The sequence below is a fragment of the Phaeobacter piscinae genome (assembly GCF_002407245.1).
In the GTDB taxonomy this organism is placed as follows: domain Bacteria; phylum Pseudomonadota; class Alphaproteobacteria; order Rhodobacterales; family Rhodobacteraceae; genus Phaeobacter; species Phaeobacter piscinae.
Genome location: NZ_CP010684.1, coordinates 1 through 16,433, shown reverse-complemented (window position 1 = coordinate 16,433; position 16,433 = coordinate 1). Strand labels below are relative to the sequence as shown.

The 16,433-nt window shown below is 62.5% G+C and carries 12 protein-coding genes; 3 read left to right on the top strand and 9 right to left on the bottom strand.

The genetic code is table 11. From position 1 onward, the window contains the following. Positions 1-26: 26 nt before the first annotated feature. The 4 genes from phaeop14_RS18765 to phaeop14_RS18750 all read right to left on the bottom strand — a co-directional run bounded on the left by phaeop14_RS18765 (position 27) and on the right by phaeop14_RS18750 (position 6,108). Positions 27-3,170 carry an efflux RND transporter permease subunit gene (locus phaeop14_RS18765; RefSeq protein ID WP_096790590.1) on the bottom strand — a complete coding sequence of 1,048 codons (3,144 nt, stop codon included), beginning with the start codon at positions 3,168-3,170 and terminating at the stop codon, positions 27-29. Then, on the bottom strand, positions 3,167-4,576 hold the full coding sequence (locus phaeop14_RS18760) for an efflux RND transporter periplasmic adaptor subunit (RefSeq protein WP_096790589.1): 1,410 nt from the start codon (positions 4,574-4,576) through the stop codon (positions 3,167-3,169). The genes phaeop14_RS18765 and phaeop14_RS18760 overlap by 4 nt, the downstream gene beginning before the upstream one ends. 3 nt (positions 4,577-4,579) lie before the next feature. After that, complete coding sequence (locus tag phaeop14_RS18755; protein WP_040182141.1) at positions 4,580-5,332, bottom strand: MipA/OmpV family protein; 753 nt, start codon at positions 5,330-5,332, stop codon at positions 4,580-4,582. Positions 5,333-5,541: 209 nt separating this feature from the next. After that, a complete protein-coding gene (locus phaeop14_RS18750) occupies positions 5,542-6,108 on the bottom strand; it encodes a hypothetical protein (protein ID WP_244905867.1) in 567 nt (188 codons plus the stop codon). 294 nt (positions 6,109-6,402) lie between these two features. Here phaeop14_RS18750 and phaeop14_RS18745 point away from each other — a divergent pair, with 294 nt between their 5' ends. Together phaeop14_RS18745 and phaeop14_RS18740 are read left to right on the top strand one after the other, a co-directional pair. After that, positions 6,403-6,777 (top strand): ArsR/SmtB family transcription factor, encoded by a 375-nt coding sequence (locus phaeop14_RS18745; RefSeq protein WP_096790588.1) that lies wholly within the window; start codon positions 6,403-6,405, stop codon positions 6,775-6,777. Further along, a complete protein-coding gene (locus phaeop14_RS18740; RefSeq protein ID WP_040171820.1) occupies positions 6,774-7,187 on the top strand; it encodes an SRPBCC family protein in 414 nt (137 codons plus the stop codon). The genes phaeop14_RS18745 and phaeop14_RS18740 overlap by 4 nt, the downstream gene beginning before the upstream one ends. Positions 7,188-7,247: 60 nt before the next feature. Here the strand turns inward: phaeop14_RS18740 and phaeop14_RS18735 are convergent, their stop codons facing one another. The 5 genes from phaeop14_RS18735 to phaeop14_RS18710 form a co-directional block, all read right to left on the bottom strand. Further along, positions 7,248-8,171, bottom strand: a complete 924-nt coding sequence (locus tag phaeop14_RS18735; RefSeq protein WP_040171822.1) for a hypothetical protein — start codon at positions 8,169-8,171, stop codon at positions 7,248-7,250. A 280-nt stretch (positions 8,172-8,451) separates the two neighbouring features. Beyond that, on the bottom strand, positions 8,452-10,362 hold the full coding sequence (locus phaeop14_RS18730) for an ATP-binding protein (protein ID WP_244905866.1): 1,911 nt from the start codon (positions 10,360-10,362) through the stop codon (positions 8,452-8,454). Between the two features lie 326 nt (positions 10,363-10,688). Continuing rightward, on the bottom strand, positions 10,689-11,558 hold the full coding sequence (locus tag phaeop14_RS18725; RefSeq protein WP_096790630.1) for a PRC-barrel domain-containing protein: 870 nt from the start codon (positions 11,556-11,558) through the stop codon (positions 10,689-10,691). 335 nt (positions 11,559-11,893) lie between these two features. Further along, complete coding sequence (locus tag phaeop14_RS18715) at positions 11,894-12,976, bottom strand: ParB/RepB/Spo0J family partition protein (RefSeq protein WP_096790585.1); 1,083 nt, start codon at positions 12,974-12,976, stop codon at positions 11,894-11,896. Position 12,977: 1 nt separating this feature from the next. After that, on the bottom strand, positions 12,978-14,348 hold the full coding sequence (locus tag phaeop14_RS18710; RefSeq protein WP_096790584.1) for an AAA family ATPase: 1,371 nt from the start codon (positions 14,346-14,348) through the stop codon (positions 12,978-12,980). 807 nt (positions 14,349-15,155) lie between these two features. Between phaeop14_RS18710 and phaeop14_RS18705 the strand changes: the two genes are divergently transcribed. Further along, positions 15,156-16,433 (top strand): replication initiation protein, encoded by a 1,278-nt coding sequence (locus tag phaeop14_RS18705; RefSeq protein ID WP_096790635.1) that lies wholly within the window; start codon positions 15,156-15,158, stop codon positions 16,431-16,433.

Below are 16,433 nucleotides of genomic sequence, written 5' to 3'. Positions count from 1 at the left end.
CGGTGGTGCGGTGCAGACAGGCCCGTTCATGCCGTGGCCTCAGCACCAAGTCCCCGCCGTGCCGCACGACGACGTGCCCGCCGTTGCTGACCGCGCGCGCCCAGCACCAGCATCGCCGGGGTGACCAGCAGCGTCAGCAGCGTCGCCGCCACCAGCCCGCCCGCAATGGTCGTCGACAGTTCGGTCCACCACTGGCTGGAGGGCGCGCCAAACACCATGCTGCCGGTCAGCAGATCCAGCTTCATCCCCAGCACCATCGGCATCAGCCCCAGCACCGTTGTCAGCGAGGTCAGCACCACCGGCCTGAGCCGCAGCGCCCCCGCCCGCAGCGCCGCCTCACAAGGGGACTGCCCGGCGCGGCGCTGTGCATTATAGGTGTCGATCAAAACGATATTGGTGTTCACCACGATGCCCGCCAGCGCAATCACCCCGATGCCCCCCATCACCACGCCAAACGGCCGCCCCGCCACCAGCAGCCCCAACAGCACCCCCGCGATGGAGAAGATGATCGCCGACATCACCACTGCCGCCTGATAGAAGCTGTTGAACTGCGCAATCAGGATCACCGCCATCAGCACAACCGCCGTCACAAACGCAAGGATGAGAAACCGCATCGCGGCATCCTGTTCCTCTGCCTCGCCCTTGAACCGCCAGCTGGCCCCGTCGGGCAGATCCGCCACCGCCATCGCCTGGCGCAGCCGTTCAATCTGCGCATCCGCCAGCAGCCCCGGCGCCACATTGGCCGAAAGCGTCAGCACCCGCGACTGATCCCGCCGCTCGATCGAGCCGGAGCGCGGCACCGGTGCAAAGCGGGTGAAGTTGGCAATTGGCACCAGCCCGGACGCGGTCGGCACCCGCAGGGCCCGCAGCCCGTCGAAACTGCGCTCTGCCGCCGGGAACCGCACCCGCACATCCACCGACTCCGCCACATCATCGGGACGAAAACTGGTCACCATTACGCCATGGGTCAGCAATTGCACCGTCTGGCCCAGAAGATTGAGGTCGGCGCCATAGCGCGCGGCCTCGGCGCGGTCGATCTCGATCCGCCATTCCACCCCCGGCAGCGCCCGGCTGTCGGCCACATCGGTGAAACCACCGATCCCGGTCATGATCTCGCGGATCTGTGCCACCGCAGCCTCCGCCACGGAGGGGTCACGGGCAGTGATGTGCAGATCCAGCGGCTTGTCACCGCTTGGCCCGTCGTCCTCGGTCTCCACCCGCACCTCGACCCCCGGCAGATCTGCCACCTCGGCGCGGATCCCCGCGCCAATTTCAGCGGCGGGCGGGCGCTGGTCCCAGGGGTCCAGCTCCAGCTGGATGGTGCCGATCAGGTCCAGATCATCGCCCCCGCCAAGCGAGGCCACCGCGTAGACGCTGGTGATGCCCTCGGTCTGCAACAGCTGATCCTCCACCACGCGCACCAGCGCATCACGCTCATGGATTGAAAAATTGTCCCGCGCGCGCAGCTGCACCTGCATAAATTCAGGCTCTATTTCAGGGAAAAACGTCAGTCCCGCCCCGTATTTCCCATAAAGCCCAAACGTCCCCAACAACAGCGCAAGACTCAACAGAACAGTGGTGCCGGGAAACAGCAGCGCCCGCTGCAACATCCGCGCATAGAACCCCGCCATCCCGCGCCCCAGACGCGGATCGCCATGTTCCGCCGCATGGAGCGCCTGTTTAGCCGCCGCAGTTTGCGGGGACCGACGCGCGATCACCCCGCCCAGCACCGGAATGAACACCAGCGCCATCAACAGCGATGCGGCCAGCGTCACGATCACGGTGATTGGCAGGAATTTCATGAACTCACCAGTGGTGCCGGTCCAGAACAGCAGCGGCACAAACACGCTGAGCGTGGTTGCGGTGGAGGACAGCAGCGGCCCCGCCATACGCCCCGCCGCCGCGCGGTAGGCCTCGGCCGCTGTCCGGCCCTCCTGCAGGTAGCGGTCGGCCAGCTCCGTGGTGACAATGGCGCCATCCACCAGCATTCCGACCACCAGGATCAGCGAAAACAGCACCACGATGTTCATGGTGATCCCCATCGCCCAAAGCAGCGCCACACCGGCCAGAAACGCGCCGGGGATCGACAGCCCGACCAGCAGCGCCGGCCGTAACCCCAACGCATAGATCACCACCAGCATCACCAGCACGATGGCCGCCACCACATTGGCCTCCAGATCGCCCAGCATGGTCTCCACCTCGCGGCTCTCATCCAGCAGATAATCGATCTGGACGCTCTGCGGCCAGTCCTGCTGCGCGGTGGCAATCACCGCCTTTGCCGCCGCCACGGTCTCGATGATATTGGCGCCGCTGCGTTTGGTGATATCCAGCGTCAGCGCCGGCTGGCCGTTGATCCGGGCAAAGCTGCGGGGATCCTCAAACCGGCGCCGCACCACCGCGATATCGCCAAGCGTCACCACCGCGCCGCCCTCCACCTTCACCGGCATCTGCATCAGATCTGCCGCCCCATCGACCAACCCGGGCACCTTCAGCACAAAGCGCCCGGCGGCCCCGTCGATGGCCCCGGCAGCAATCATCGCATTGTTGCGGTTGATCTGACCCACCAGCGCCTCAAACGACAGCCCATAGGTGGCAAAGGCAACGGGATCGATCAGCACCTCCAGCAGATCCGACCGCCCGCCACCGATATCAACCTCCAGCACGCCGGTCAGCGCCTCCAGCCGGGTTTCCAGCTCCCGCGCCATGCGGTTGAGGCTGCGCTCCGGTACCGGACCGGACAGCACCGTGGTCAGCACCGGAAACAGCGCCGTGTTGATCTCCACCACCACCGGCTCGGTCGCGGCCTCCGGCAGGTCGGGACGGGCCTGATCCACCGCCACGCGCACCCGGTCCAGCGCCTCGGCCACATCGGCGCCCGCCTCAAATTCCAGCGTCACGCTGGCATAGCCCTCATAGGCATGGCCCTTCATCTCCTTCAGATCCGCCAGCCCGCTCAGCCCGGTTTCCAGCGGCTTCACCAGCAGCCGCTCGCTGTCCTCCGGCGAGATGCCCGACAGGCTGGTGCTGACATAGACAAAGGGGATCGGAATATCCGGATTGCTTTCCTTCGGAATACTGACGTAGGCATAGGCGCCACCGCACAGCAGCGCCGCAAAGATCAGGATCACCGCCCGGCTGCGGGCAAATATCACCGCGAGACACCCCCTCATCGCCGCGCCTCCGCGCTTGCAGCCTGTCCCGTGGTGGCCGCCGCCTCTCGGGGCCGCACCACCTCGCCCGCCGTGACAAACCCCTGCCCCACCGTGATCAGCCGCAGCTGATCCGGCAGCCCGCTGACCCAGACGCCATCCCGCTCGGACTGGACGATCTCCACCGGGGTAAAGACCACGCGATCCGCGTCATCCACGCTCTTGATGCCCAGCACCCCGGCCATATCCAGCGAGAGCAGCGCCGGAGACAGAAAATGCGCCTGCACAACGTCCAGCGGCACCGCAATCCGGGCGCTGATCCCCGCCGGGATTGGGGGCGCATTGGGTGGGGACGGATTGTTCAGCACCACCTCAGCGGCGAAGCTGCGGGTGTCGGCCTGCGCGCTTTGCCCCAAGAAACTCAGACGCCCCTCGGCGCTGTTCCCGTTCAAAAACCGCACCTGCGCCACGGCCCCCGCACGCAAGGATCCCCGCTGGTGTTGCGGCACCTGAAAACTCACCCTTAGCGGATCCAGCGCCACCACCCGCGCCACTGCCGCCCCCTCCTGCACATAGGCACCGGGGGTGAGGTCGAACGCCTCCAGATGACCGGCAAAGGGCGCGGTGATGCGCGTCTCTGCAAGGCTCTGACGGGCGGCGGCCAGATCCGCCTTGGCCACGGCCAGCGCCTCGCGCGCCTCGCTCAGCCGCTGTTCCGTGCTGGACCCGCGCTGATGCAGCGCCGCGGCGCGGGTATGATCCCGCTCGGCCCGCAGCACCGACGCCTCCGCCCGCGCCAGCGACGCTGTGCGCTGCGCAGGCTGCAAGCTGGCCAGGAGCTGCCCCGCCTCTACCCGCGCGCCTTTGGTCACCGCAACGCGGGCCACGTGGCCGGACATCTCCACCCTCAAGGTCGCGTCCCGGTCGGGTTTGCTGACCCCTTCGGCCCGCAGCATCCGCGTCACCGGGGCGGCCTGTGACAGGCGCACCGCAACCGAAACAGGCTCTATTGTAGGAGTTTTCGCCTCACCGCCGCCTGCCACAGGGGCGGCGGGCCAAACCAGACCCGCCGCCATCCAGATCACCAGCCCGGCGCAAATCAGCGCCGCCAGACGCGGCGGCCATTTGGCCTCCGGGTCGCTGACAAATTCCAACCCCGCAGGATCCGCCCCGCCCGCGCAGCCGGGGGGCAGCGGGGCTGGGGCGGGCTGTGCCACAGATGCCGTTGCAGGCCGGATCACCTGAGGGTCCGGCGCCGCTGGGGGTACAGTCGGGGCGGGCGTCTCAGCAGCAGCCTGCGACGTTGGGGACGTCTCGTTCACGGCAGATACCGGTGGCACAGCGGCAGCAGAGCCTGCCGGAGACGCGGTGTCACGCCGCGCCTCCTCTGCCCTACCCTGCTGGTTCGCATGAAGCGGGGTGGCCATGGATCAGAAGCTGTAGATCAGGCCAAGCCCAACCGAATAGCGATCCTTGTTGTTGGTCAGCGGGCTGTCGTGAACCTTCTTGTCGACCAGCTGATAATCCACCGTACCCAGCACCGAGACTGTGTCGCTGATTGGATAGATCACGGTCATATCGACAAAGGGTTCAGTGGTGGAGCCGACATCATAGGCGGCGCGCTGCGCGTTTGCCTCGCTCGCCGACACCCCGTAGAGGAAGTTGTTCAGCTTGCCGTCCCGCATCCGCGCCCCGGCGCCGATATCGACCCCCAGCTGGCCCATCTGGAACTCGGTCCCGAACTTGGCCTCGACGTGATAGCCGTCATGCTCATTGGAGACATCCGCCATCGCGCTACCAGCCACATAGAAGCCGTCAAACCGATAGGTGACATCAAACCCGGCCTCGATCGGGGTGCTGCGCTTCAACCCGGCAAACAGCGGCTTGTTCTCCGGGAAATCCGGTTTCTCACCTGCGCCCACACGCACCGAGACCTCCAGATCCTCACTGTTCAGGAAATGATAGGCGACCCCGTCCCAGCCGATATGCAACCGATCACTGTCATAAGACACAAACGGCAGCGCGGCGGCCTCTGTGCCTTCGCCTTTATACTGATCGGAGGCCGCAAACGCCCCCAGCCCAAGGGTGAACTGCCCGTTGGCAAACAGCCCCTCAGCGGCGGCGCCTGATGCGCCCGCCAGAAAACACGCGGTCACGAGAGCGGCGCTGCGTTGAAGTTTCATTGTCGTATCCTTTTTCAGGTCTTGGTTGGGTATCTGTGATTTGCCCCCCGCTACGTGTGTTCCGCAGCCAGCGTCGGGGCGAATGAAAGCATGGTATTCGGCGTCTTTAGATCAGGCGCCAGATAGGGATCGTCTCAGCCGTCAGGCGCGGGCGCAGATCCCTGTCCGTGCGGACACATCCGGACAACGGACAGCCGGCCCGGCGCGGATCAGCGCCGCCGATGGGTGATATCGGCGTGCACCACACAGGGCTCCGCTGAGCCGATCTGCCGGGCGATGCGCGGCGGGAAAGTGATCGTGGCCACCGCCTTCTGATCGATCAGCCCCTCCGAGATCACCCGTGTCTTCAGAGCGGTCACCGTTGTCACCTTGCCAAACAGGGTGCGCTCAACCTCTGTCATCACCCCTTCCCAGCGGTTGGGGCTGGTGCGGGTCCAGTCGATATCGACCTCCCAGGCCGCATTAAGATGGTTGAGGTCCAGCGGCGTGGAAAAGGTCAGCGGCTTGGAGTACAGCACCTCATCCTCGGCATCGGCCTCAATCTCGCGCCGCAGGGTGGCTGAACAGCCACTGACCGAGCGGAACTGCATCAGCGCCAGCCAATGACCGTCGCGCGGCTGGATATCATCCGCACCGGCGCCGGCCGGGGTCGCGGGCGACACCCCGATGGCAAGCCCCAGCGCGATGCAGACCACCACCGGCAGCAGGGGCACAGTGCGCCGGTACTGTCGCAGGGCTGCGGTCAGGTGACGGGGATGAAAAGAAGGTCTGAGCATGGCGCGGTCTCTCTCTGGCCAGATATCGGGGTGGGCGACAACAGCGGGTCATCGGGGCAGCGCATCGGCCACCTTGGACACAGCTGTGACAGACCCCCGCGCCCCTGTCGTCCAACCGGGCCGGACAGGACGTGAACCCTGCCCGTCCCGGCAGGACAGGACGCCGGACAGGGTATTTTCGCCTGCAGATCGGCGATCTCAGCGCAGATCCGCTACCGACTCGCTTGACATAGTACCAAACGGTTTCATATAAAGAGATACCATTAGGTATCACAAAAGGGAGCAAAGACCGCTATGGCCCAGGCGCCACCGCACCCATCGGCGATACAGCCGCCCGATCAACCGCAAGAACAATTGACTGAGCAGATGGCCTTTCGCGCTCTCGCCGATCCGACCCGCCGCCAGATTCTGCGGCTTCTGGCGCAGGACAGCCTGACCATCGCCGAGGTGGCAGAGAATTTTCAGATGACCCGTGCGGCGGTGAAAAAACATCTCACCATTCTGGACGAGGGCAATCTGATCTCGGTCCGTACCGAAGGGCGCGCCCGCCTCAATCGCCTCAATACGGACGGGCTGCGACAGGTGTTCGACTGGTTCGGCTTCTTCGATGCCTTCTGGGACGACCGCCTTGCGACGCTCAAATCCGAAATCGAAAAGGACATCCAATGACCGATACGATCCTGCGCAAATCCATCTATCTGCGGGCCGCCCCGGCCCAGGTCTGGGCCTATCTGACCGAACCGGAGAAACTGGCGATCTGGTTTCACAAGCCCAAGACCCCGCTGGTCGAAGGCCCCTATGAAATGTTCGGCACCGAAAGCGGCAAGAGGCTGATGTGGGGTGAGGTGCATCTGGCCGAGCCGTACACCCGGCTTGAGTATAGTTTCACCATCGCGCCAATGGGCGATCAGACCAGCACCGTCTCCTGGACCCTGACAGAGGTGCCCGGCGGCACCAATCTATCGCTTAGCCACACCGGGCTGCCGCAGGGGGTTGAGGCCTTCGATCTGTTGCTGGCGCTGGATAAGGGATGGGACGAACATCTGGCCCGCATGCGGACCTCCGCCCACGAAGACTGACCAGAGAGTGACATAGGGCGCTCTGCTCCCGGCACGCGGATCAGCGGCGCCGGGGGTGGATCAGCCGATCACCGTGACACCGGGAATGTTGCGGATCAGCTCGACGTCCTCGAAGTAGCGATCCGTCATCGTATCGACAAAACCCTGCGACCAGCCGGGCAGGTCGATTTCTTCCTCTACCGCATCTTCGGAGTGAAAATAGGACAGGAACAGCTCCCGCACCTGATCGCGCTGTGCCTCGCTCAGCTGCGGGCGTGCGGTCAGATAGGCCTCCAGCCGCCGGGTGCCTTCTTCGGTCATCGCCTGCCGCAGAATATCCGTCTCACCGGCAAAGCGGTAGCCCGCCCCCTGCCCGGTGATCTGCCCCAACACCCGCGGCCACACCACCGGGGTTTCTTCGTTGCACCAGACGGTGATGCCGCAATCGGGATTGGCGCTCAGGATATCGCCGACCACCTCGGACCAGCGCAGCTCCATCAGATCCGTATCCCCGGCAAACCCGTACCAGTCCTTCTGCGACTGCGCACCAAAGGCGGTGGGCACCAGTGTCGCCGGATTGCACAGGCCCAGGAAAAACTCACAGCGTGTCTGCGGAAACACCGCGCGCAGCGCGGCGGTATTGGCCCCGGCGTTCTTGTACAGGCGCCCGCCGTTCAGCATCCAGGCCGGTACGCCTAGAACGCTCGACATCGACAACACCACCCGCGACACATCCGCCTCGCGCAGCACCCCATCGAGAAATGCCTCACATTCCAGTTCGCCCACACCTTCCTTTGCAGCACGCCCTTTCAGATCGGTCAGCTCCTTCAGATAGGTGCCCGGACGCCGCACCAGCACACCCTCCTTCAGCAGCCGCCCTGCATCCTTGCGCAGGGACCAGACCAGCTGATCCTCATCGGTGAACGGCGCGCCGATATGCAGCGCAACGGTCAGCTCTTCCGACCCTTGCGCGGGCGCGGTCGAGAAGCTCTGCTGTTCTGTCATATCCAACTCCGCCCCGGGGATGTTGCGTGATAGGTGGCACCGGATCCGTCGCCACAGCCGAAACTGTAACCGGCGATCCCGATCCCCAAACCGGGAGACCCACCCCGCAGAATTGCCGCGGTGTTTGTCTTAGTGTTGTCCCAATTTTGTCCTTTCTGTAGCGAGCGCCCGGAAGAAGAGTCAATGCACCGGCCCGCCCCCTGACGCACCAGGCCCACAGGATCGGCGATCCCCGGCCGATCGCAGCCCCCGCCGGCGAGCGCCGTAGTGCCGTATCGCCCTAGCCCGCTGTTTGCCGCAGGTCTACAGTTTCACTTTGCATCGCAGAGCGCGGAAAACTCACCTCGAATACCGCCCCGCGTGGCTGTGCCGGCCGGACCTGCACATTGCCACCCCAGCTCTTCACCGTTTTCTTAACAAAGGCGAGCCCAAGCCCGCTGCCCTCGGTCGAGGCAGACAACCGGTGGAACGGAGCAAAAATCTGCTCACGATGCTCTTCCGGGATGCCCGGGCCGTCATCCTGCAGCGACAGTGTTACCACGTCACCGTCGCTCTGCGCGCTGAGAATAATGGTGCCGCGATCCCGGTCGTGGTGCTGCAGCGCATTCACGATCAGATTGCGCATCACCATGTCAAAGGCGATGGGATTGACCTGCAGCTGGGGCATGTTGGCCTCGATGATCACCTCGATCCCTTCGCGCGGGCCCGCCAGATCCAGCACCTCCTGGAGGCGCGGCGACGGCTCGATCACTTCGGACCGGTGGCTTTCGCTTTGGGTGGTTGTATAGACCAGAAGATCCTGAACCAGCCGCATCATCCGATGGGACAGCCGTTCCATCTGCAACCAATTGGCCTCAACATCCTGCGGCAGGGTGATGCCTGCCTCCTCCATATCTTCGGCCATGAATTCGATCAGATTGAGCAGGCTGAACAGCGGCGCCTTCAGATCATGCGCCGCGATGGCGGAAAAGGTGCGCAGTTCTTCATTCGCCACCTCGAGCGAAACCGCCTGCTGCGCAATGGTGTCCTGCTGGTGCTGCAACTGGGTCACATCCACCCGCAAAGACGCGAAATGTCCCGCGCCCAATCTGACATCGCGCGCCTGAAACACCCGTCCATCCTGGGTCCTCACTTTGCGCATTTCACTCTGGCCGCGGTGCAGCGCTTCAATGATGCCGTCCACCTTTTTCAGGATCTCAGCGTCGCTCAGATCATTCTGAATAGTGCCATCAAAATAGGATTGAAGGATCATCTGGCGCATCGTTGCGCCTTTTTTTAACGATGGTACCATGCTGGGAAAGATAACTTCAAACCCGTGGTTCCAATGGATCGCCTTGAGATCGCTATCAAAGATAACGATCGCCGCCGCCACCTCATCCAATGCACCGATCAACAGCTGATCACTGGCCCGGTCCCGCGTCAGCTCAGCCGATTGGTTTCTATAGTAGAAAAACCAGTAGCCCAGCACCAGGATCGCAGCCAGCATTGCCGCCGAAATCAGCAATCCCCAACGCACCAGCACATTATCCCAAAGCGTGCGCGACCGGCCAAACCAGGTCTGCTCCAGCTTGGCCAGGAACTCAGCCGATATGCTGCTATCGATCGCCGCATTCAGCTGCGCGCGCAGCGGCTCATTGTCCGCCGCGACCACAAACCCGTATGCGCTGGTCACCAGCGGGGGTGACAGCGGCGCAATCCGATCTTCAACTTCGGCCATGCGCAGCCGCATCAGAAAGCTATTATGCGCCGACACCACGGCGTCAATCTCGCCCGTCAGCAAGGGCAGGATCAGATCGTCAGTCGTCTCAAATTCCACCAGATTTGCGAAGGGGATCAATCGCGCACCGGAAATCGCGAAACTGCCTCGCACCACGCCGACAGTGGTTCCGGTCAGATCGCCAAGATTTTGAATGGAGCCACTACCCCGCACAAACACCTGTAATTCAAAGGCGCCCAACTTCTGTGTTGCCAGTCCCGCCGCCAGCCGTTCCGGGGTCAGCGCCAGCAACGAGGTCACTTCCGCTGCCCCGCTGCGCAGTTCCTCCAGCATGCCTGCCGGGTTGCGATTGGGCAGGAACACCACCTTGCGCCCGGCCGTATCGGCAATCCGGCGCATGATATCAATGGACATACCCTGCGGCTGCCCCGCCGCGTCAGTAAAGGAATACGGGTGGAATTCCTCGTAGGTCATTCGGATCGGCTCCGCTGTCGCCGTACTCGCGAGGGACAAAAAGATGCCTGATAGTATCACTGGCAAGATCTGCCTGATCATGGAGATGTAAAGAGCCTGCAAATTCCGTCCAGTCGTCGGTACCGAAAGTGACGCCCATCTGGCCAAGAAATGCTGAACTGACCGTTAAAGTTGGGCGTTCGGTATAGTTTTAGTCATTAATTAGCGCAAAAAAAGTGGTCGATATGGAAGAACTTGACGAAATAATGGGCGCGATGCATCAGCACCACGCCCCGAAAGAGTGACCGCCAGCGGCAGATCGCCGCTGACGATGGTTCATATTGGGATTACTTCTCGTAATCAGGCAGCTGTTCCAACTCGTCCTTGCTCATCGACACATAGGCGCGCAGGTCGTCGCCATCATCGGCGCGCAGAATGTCCATCTTGCTCAGCTCCAGCTCTACGGTTTTTTCACCCAGCCCCAAGAAGCCACCGATGTCCGCAACAACCGACTTCACCTTGCCGTCGCTGGTCAGATTGATTTGCGAAACCTCACCGATCCACTCATCCTTGCTGTCATAGAGCGGTGCACCGGTCAGCTGCTCGCTGGTCAGATCTGTTGTGGATGCCGTCACGAAGCCCTCTCGGGTGAAGGGATCCTTGGTCGCGTCAAAAGCGGATTCAGCTGTCTGCTCGGCATCGTCTACCAATGCATCCGCGTCGTCCTTGATTTCGCCGGCAGCCGCAGTGGTCTCCTGCTTCATCTCCTCGACGTCCGCGCTCACCTGGCGGGTCCAATCATAGGTCGGCGCCTCTTTCAGCGCATCGGCCGAAGCCTCCATCACCAGGAAGAAGTCGTTCAGGTCTTCGGCAGTGGAACTGTCGGCGACAAATTTCACCGATTTCATATCCACGGCGACTTGATTTTCGCCCATGCCGAGGAAGCCGCCGATATCAACCAGAACGGAATCCACGGTGCCGTCGCGATTCAGCACCACATCGTTGATTTCACCAATGTCGTCCCACTCTTTCTGTACGCCAGCGTATTCGGTTGCTTCCTGGCCATTTTCGGCGCGGTAAACGCGCATACCAATGAATTCGGAGGCATGAATGGCCATCGGATCAGCCTCAGCGCGGAACATATCGCCGTGACCATCCGCCAGAACGGCGGTCGCAGGTGTCAGGGCAATTGCGGTAGAGAGAAGCAGATTTTTCATTGTTTTCATCCTCTTGTGCTGTCAGCGTAATGCTTGCTGTTACTGGTGGGATAACTCGACCAGCGTCATAATGGTTCCCGGCGTGCTGATTTTTTTTGATCGGGACCAGGGCGGCTGATGCGCCTGCCGTGGATCCGCCAGAAAATGGCGCGCGGCTGTTCTGCCGCTGGGTTCTGTTTGTTTTTTGGTGGAGATCTGGACCGGCGCGCCCCCCCCGTGTGGCGCGGGCGGGCATTGGTCAATCGGGGCGGGCATGGTCTGGGCCTGATGGGGCACGATATGCTTATACGTGTGTCCCCGCATCCGCAGCCCACGACCTGACCCGCCCGCAGCTGTTAGCCCAGCTGATCCTCTATCAGGGCCAGCAGCGCCTCCACCTGATCGGGGTCAAGGCTGCGCCCTTTGAGATCAATCCGCACCGCCGTGGGGGCCACTTCGGCCGACAGATCACCACCCGACGGCAGCTTTCGCGCTGCCAGACGGGTGACCTGACGCGGGCGTCCGCCACGGGGTTTGACCTCAGGTGTCGGCCCCGCATCTACCAATACCGCCTCCAGCAACCGCCACTCGGCCCGCTCATCCGCCGGATCCGCCCCGGCCAAAGCAGAGCGCAACGCCCCCTGCCCGCCCGAGCGCAGCGCCGCCGCCAGTTTCAGCCCGGCCTTCTCCGACAGCGCATTGGGGTAGCGCAACAGATCGCCCAGCCCCTCATGCACGGCAGCAAAGCTGCGCACCTTCGAGCGTTTCGCCTTGGAGGCCGCGCCGAACAACGCATCCACCGCCGCCTCGACCGAGGCAAACACCCCCTGCCCCGCCACCAGCACCGCGATGCGCCCGCGTTCATAGGGCGTCAGATTGGCGCGCAGCTCGTTTTCTTCGATCATCGCCACATAGGCGCCAGCACTGTCAGCCCCGCGCCGCAGGAAGGCCGGGATCGCGGCAAAGCCGTCCTCGCTCCGGTTCAGCCGCGCATAGGCCTCCAGACGGCGGAAGCCGGAGACCAGACCGTAGCCCTCCTCCAGCGCGATCACCTCAACCGGGCTGCGCAAACCATGGGTGCGGATCGACGCGGTCAGCTCGTCCAGCTCCTCCTCGTCGATCTGCATTCGATCCCGGCGCAGATAGTCGCGGTCGATCTCCGCCAGCGGGATGCGCAGCACGGTTTCGCCCGCATCCTCGGCGGCGCGCCAGCGCTCGGCGTCCGCCTTGTCGCGGGCCATTTCCACCCGGTCCGCAACCGATGCCATGCCATGCAACTGCGCCGCCTCAGCCGAGACTTTGGCGATGGGCGGCGCGCTGGCCGCGACACCACCGGGCGCCGGATCAAAAGGATTGATGCCGGGTTTCGTCGCGAAACCCTCCTCGATGGCTTCGATCTCGGATGCGTCGGGGGCGCTCAGCCGTCTGCGTTTTGCCATGTTATTCCGCCTCTTCCATCTGGGTGTCGCGCCACCAGCTGCCGATGAGCAGCTCTTTGAATTCCGCATAGGTCCGATCAAAGGTTTCGCGACCGCGGACATAGGTATCGCGGTTGAAGTCGCGATAGTCTGCTTCGTAGATCCCATTCACCTGTTCTCCCGCCTGCCCAACAAGGGCGGTGACATCCTGACGGTAGGCGTTCATGAAATCTCCGAAATAGGCCTGGATCACATTCGCCATATCCGTCTGCTGACTGGCGTCAAAGCGCGTGATCAGCGCCCTTACTACATCCCATTCAAATTTAATTTCAGGCAAACCGGCCGCGCGCTGTGCCATATTCTCCCCCTCCTCGATGGAGGCAAAGGTGGAATAGAGCATATCGAAAAACCGCCCTGTGGAGTCAAACTCCAGAAACGACGCCCCCAGCGGCACCAGCAGAATATCCGCCGCCGACAGCGCATTGATGGTCAGATAGCCAAGCGCCGGGGGCGTGTCGAGGAAGACGATATCGTAGTCATCCAGAATGCCCTCCTGCTCCAAAAAGTTGCTCAGCGCATCCCACAGCGGCCAGCTGCGCAGTCCCATGCGCCAGACCGGGATCTGAAATTCCGCCCAATAGAGGTTCAGCTGCGCACCAATCAGATCAATGTTGGACCAATGGGTTTTCTGAATGACGTTTCGCGACGAAACCCGCAGCGCCTCATTCAATGTTTCATCCAGCGGCAGTTCCGGCTCCCCGGCGGCGGCGCGCACGGCGTTTTCCGCCACCACCGATTTGGCATAGTCCTTGGCGATCAGCGGAAAGACGGTGGACCATTCATCCTCCACCGTGCCGCCGAGGATGGAGGTCATCGAGCCTTGGGAATCCAGATCAATCACCAGCACCTTGTAACCATCCAGCGCGGCGGACATCGCCAGATGCGCAGCGGTGGAGGTTTTGCCAACGCCGCCTTTGAAGTTGGCGACCGCCGTTACCTTGGCAGGCACGCCTTTGGGGCGGTAGGGCAGGTATTCCTTGGTTGAGATCCCTTCGGAGGCGAAATGCTGTCGCAGCGCCAGAACCTCCTCCAGCGTGAACCATTTGGAGCCGCCTTCGCCCTCGCCCTGCGGCAGGTCGGGATGGTTCTTCAACACCCGGCGCAGATGCTGTGGCGCCACCGGGATCAGATAGCGGGTGATCTCCCAAGTGGAAAATTTGCGCAGCCGCTTTTCGCCATCGGGGGCATAGCCGCGCCGGGCCAGATCTTCGCGGCCCTTGCTGCACATGGCAGCCGCCTTGGCAAAACGGGTGGTCTGGATCGGATCCGGCAGCTTGGCGGCGGCCTGTTCCGGGTCCAGATTGAAATAGGGAGGCAAGGTGGGAGAGGTCATGAAGCTGCTCGATCTCTGTGCATAATTTATGCTGGGTCTATGCGCGTGTTTTCTGTTTTCGCTTATATGCCAGAGAATAGGGAACATCTCCGGTGCTGCATAGGTGGTATGGACCCATCGTAGGGATTTTTTCGGGTGCCTTATCCGCGCAAAGAGAGGTTTCGCGGCGAAACGTTCCTGTTTTCCCTCAAAAACTCAAAAATAGATCACAGCTAAACGTTTATATTTTTTAGAATCTTTAGAGTCTTTGGTATGGATTATATACCTGATTACAGTCACTTACCCCAGTTTGGGGACCCGGCTTCGGGTTCAAGGGCACCCAGATACAGGATCAAAGGGACCCATCAGCAGGATAAAAGGAGCCTGAACGCGGGGCAAAAGGCGCCGATTCTCAGGATAGTGATCTTTGTCGATTGGGACCGTCCTGCCGCGCAAACCACCCTGATGACGCCCTATGATAGACCGCCATAGGGTCGTGATACAGAGCCTGATGCGTAATTTTTGACACTGATCGGGCGAAATATGTGGTGCGCACTGGGCGCGCGCTCTGTGCCTCTGCGGCGCAACACCCGGCGGAATCATGCGATGCTGGGCCGGTGCCGCGATTCGAAAGATCGGCGCCTCAATCAGCGGGCGTCCCGTGAACGGGTACCTTTTAGACGACACCCGCCACAGGGGCCAGCTTAGTGGGGGCGCTGAGGCCGGGCTAGGCTGCCCGCAAAAGGAACCCATGCGCGGTTGTCGTATGGGTTCCTTTTGTGGCAGGGTATGGCGTAAAAGAGAGCGATGATGACAGGCAGTGATTCCATGGCAGAGCCCAGCTTTGACGAAGAGCGGCTGACCGGCGCGTTGACCCGCGAAACGGTGAAGAAAAACGTGGCTGCGATCCATATCAGCGGCAAGTTGACGCTGCTGCAGCGCAAGCTGTCAAATGTGCTGCTGCTCAACGCCTATGACACGCTGACCTCCGCGCGCAGCCATACCATCGACGCGCGCACTTTGGCGATGATGGTGGGGTACAATTCCAACGATATCGACAGCCTGCGCGCCAGCCTGCGGGCACTGGCGGAAACCGTCGCGGAGTGGGATATGCTGGATGAGCAGGGCCATCAGGAATGGGGCGTCTCTTCGCTGCTCAGCTTTGCCAAGCTGAAAAACGGTGTTTGCGAATACGCCTATTCGCCAGAGCTGGCCAAGAAACTGCATGACCCGAAAATCTTTGCCCTGATCAACGTCAAGATTCAGCGCAACTTCAGTTCCGGCCACGGGCTGGCGCTCTATGAGAATTGCTACCGGTTTGTGCGCACTGGCTCCACCGGCTGGTGGGGGCTGGAGATCTTTCGCAAGCTGATGGGGGTGGATGGCTCCGCCTATTACGAGAGTTTCAAACATCTCAATGCCAAGATCATCAAACCGGCGGTGGCCGAGGTCAATAAATCCTCCGACATCATTATCGAACCGCAGACCCGCAAGAAGGGCCGCGCGGTCAGCGAAATCCGCTTTCTGATCCGCGAAAACCCGCAGATGGCGATGTTCCAGATCGACGACAGCGAGGGGCTGCGCCAGCAACCGGTCTATAAGGCACTGCGCGGGCAGGGGGTCTCTGACCGGCTGGCGCGGCAATGGATCACCGAACACGGGGCCGACTATGTGCAGCAGAAGCTGGACTATGTGGCGGGGCAGGGGGCGGTGAAATCACCGCTGGGCTATCTGCGCGCTGCGATTGACGGAGATTATAGCCTGTCGCCGGAGGGCGCAGTGACGCCGCCGGTTTCAGCCGAGGAAGAGGCCCGCATTCGTGAGGCACAGGCGCGCCGTGACGCCGACGCCGCAGCCGAGGCCGCCGCCTTTGACGCACGCGCCGCCGCCCGCCGTGATCGCGCCCGCCATCTGGATATCGTCGAAACATTGGTTTCGCGGCGAAACCCGACCCAGCGCGATGCGGACAAGCGGCTGTTCCTGTCGGGGCTGGACAGCGATCTGGACCGTGAGCATTTCCGCCAGCACGGCTGGCGTTCGGCGCTGAATGCCGGTGCGATCATCGCCTTCTGGCAGGAGTTGGAGCCGGAGGCTTTTGACGGCTAG

Excerpts from the sequence above, each read along its gene's own strand:
- phaeop14_RS18765 (WP_096790590.1), bottom strand. The coding sequence starts at position 3,170 with ATGAGGGGGTGTCTCGCGGTGATATTTGCCCGCAGCCGGGCGGTGATC.
- phaeop14_RS18760 (WP_096790589.1), bottom strand. The coding sequence starts at position 4,576 with ATGGCCACCCCGCTTCATGCGAACCAGCAGGGTAGGGCAGAGGAGGCG.
- phaeop14_RS18755 (WP_040182141.1), bottom strand. The coding sequence starts at position 5,332 with ATGAAACTTCAACGCAGCGCCGCTCTCGTGACCGCGTGTTTTCTGGCG.
- phaeop14_RS18750 (WP_244905867.1), bottom strand. The coding sequence starts at position 6,108 with ATGCTCAGACCTTCTTTTCATCCCCGTCACCTGACCGCAGCCCTGCGA.
- phaeop14_RS18745 (WP_096790588.1), top strand. The coding sequence starts at position 6,403 with ATGGCCCAGGCGCCACCGCACCCATCGGCGATACAGCCGCCCGATCAA.
- phaeop14_RS18740 (WP_040171820.1), top strand. The coding sequence starts at position 6,774 with ATGACCGATACGATCCTGCGCAAATCCATCTATCTGCGGGCCGCCCCG.
- phaeop14_RS18735 (WP_040171822.1), bottom strand. The coding sequence starts at position 8,171 with ATGACAGAACAGCAGAGCTTCTCGACCGCGCCCGCGCAAGGGTCGGAA.
- phaeop14_RS18730 (WP_244905866.1), bottom strand. The coding sequence starts at position 10,362 with ATGACCTACGAGGAATTCCACCCGTATTCCTTTACTGACGCGGCGGGG.
- phaeop14_RS18725 (WP_096790630.1), bottom strand. The coding sequence starts at position 11,558 with ATGAAAAATCTGCTTCTCTCTACCGCAATTGCCCTGACACCTGCGACC.
- phaeop14_RS18715 (WP_096790585.1), bottom strand. The coding sequence starts at position 12,976 with ATGGCAAAACGCAGACGGCTGAGCGCCCCCGACGCATCCGAGATCGAA.
- phaeop14_RS18710 (WP_096790584.1), bottom strand. The coding sequence starts at position 14,348 with ATGACCTCTCCCACCTTGCCTCCCTATTTCAATCTGGACCCGGAACAG.
- phaeop14_RS18705 (WP_096790635.1), top strand. The coding sequence starts at position 15,156 with ATGGCAGAGCCCAGCTTTGACGAAGAGCGGCTGACCGGCGCGTTGACC.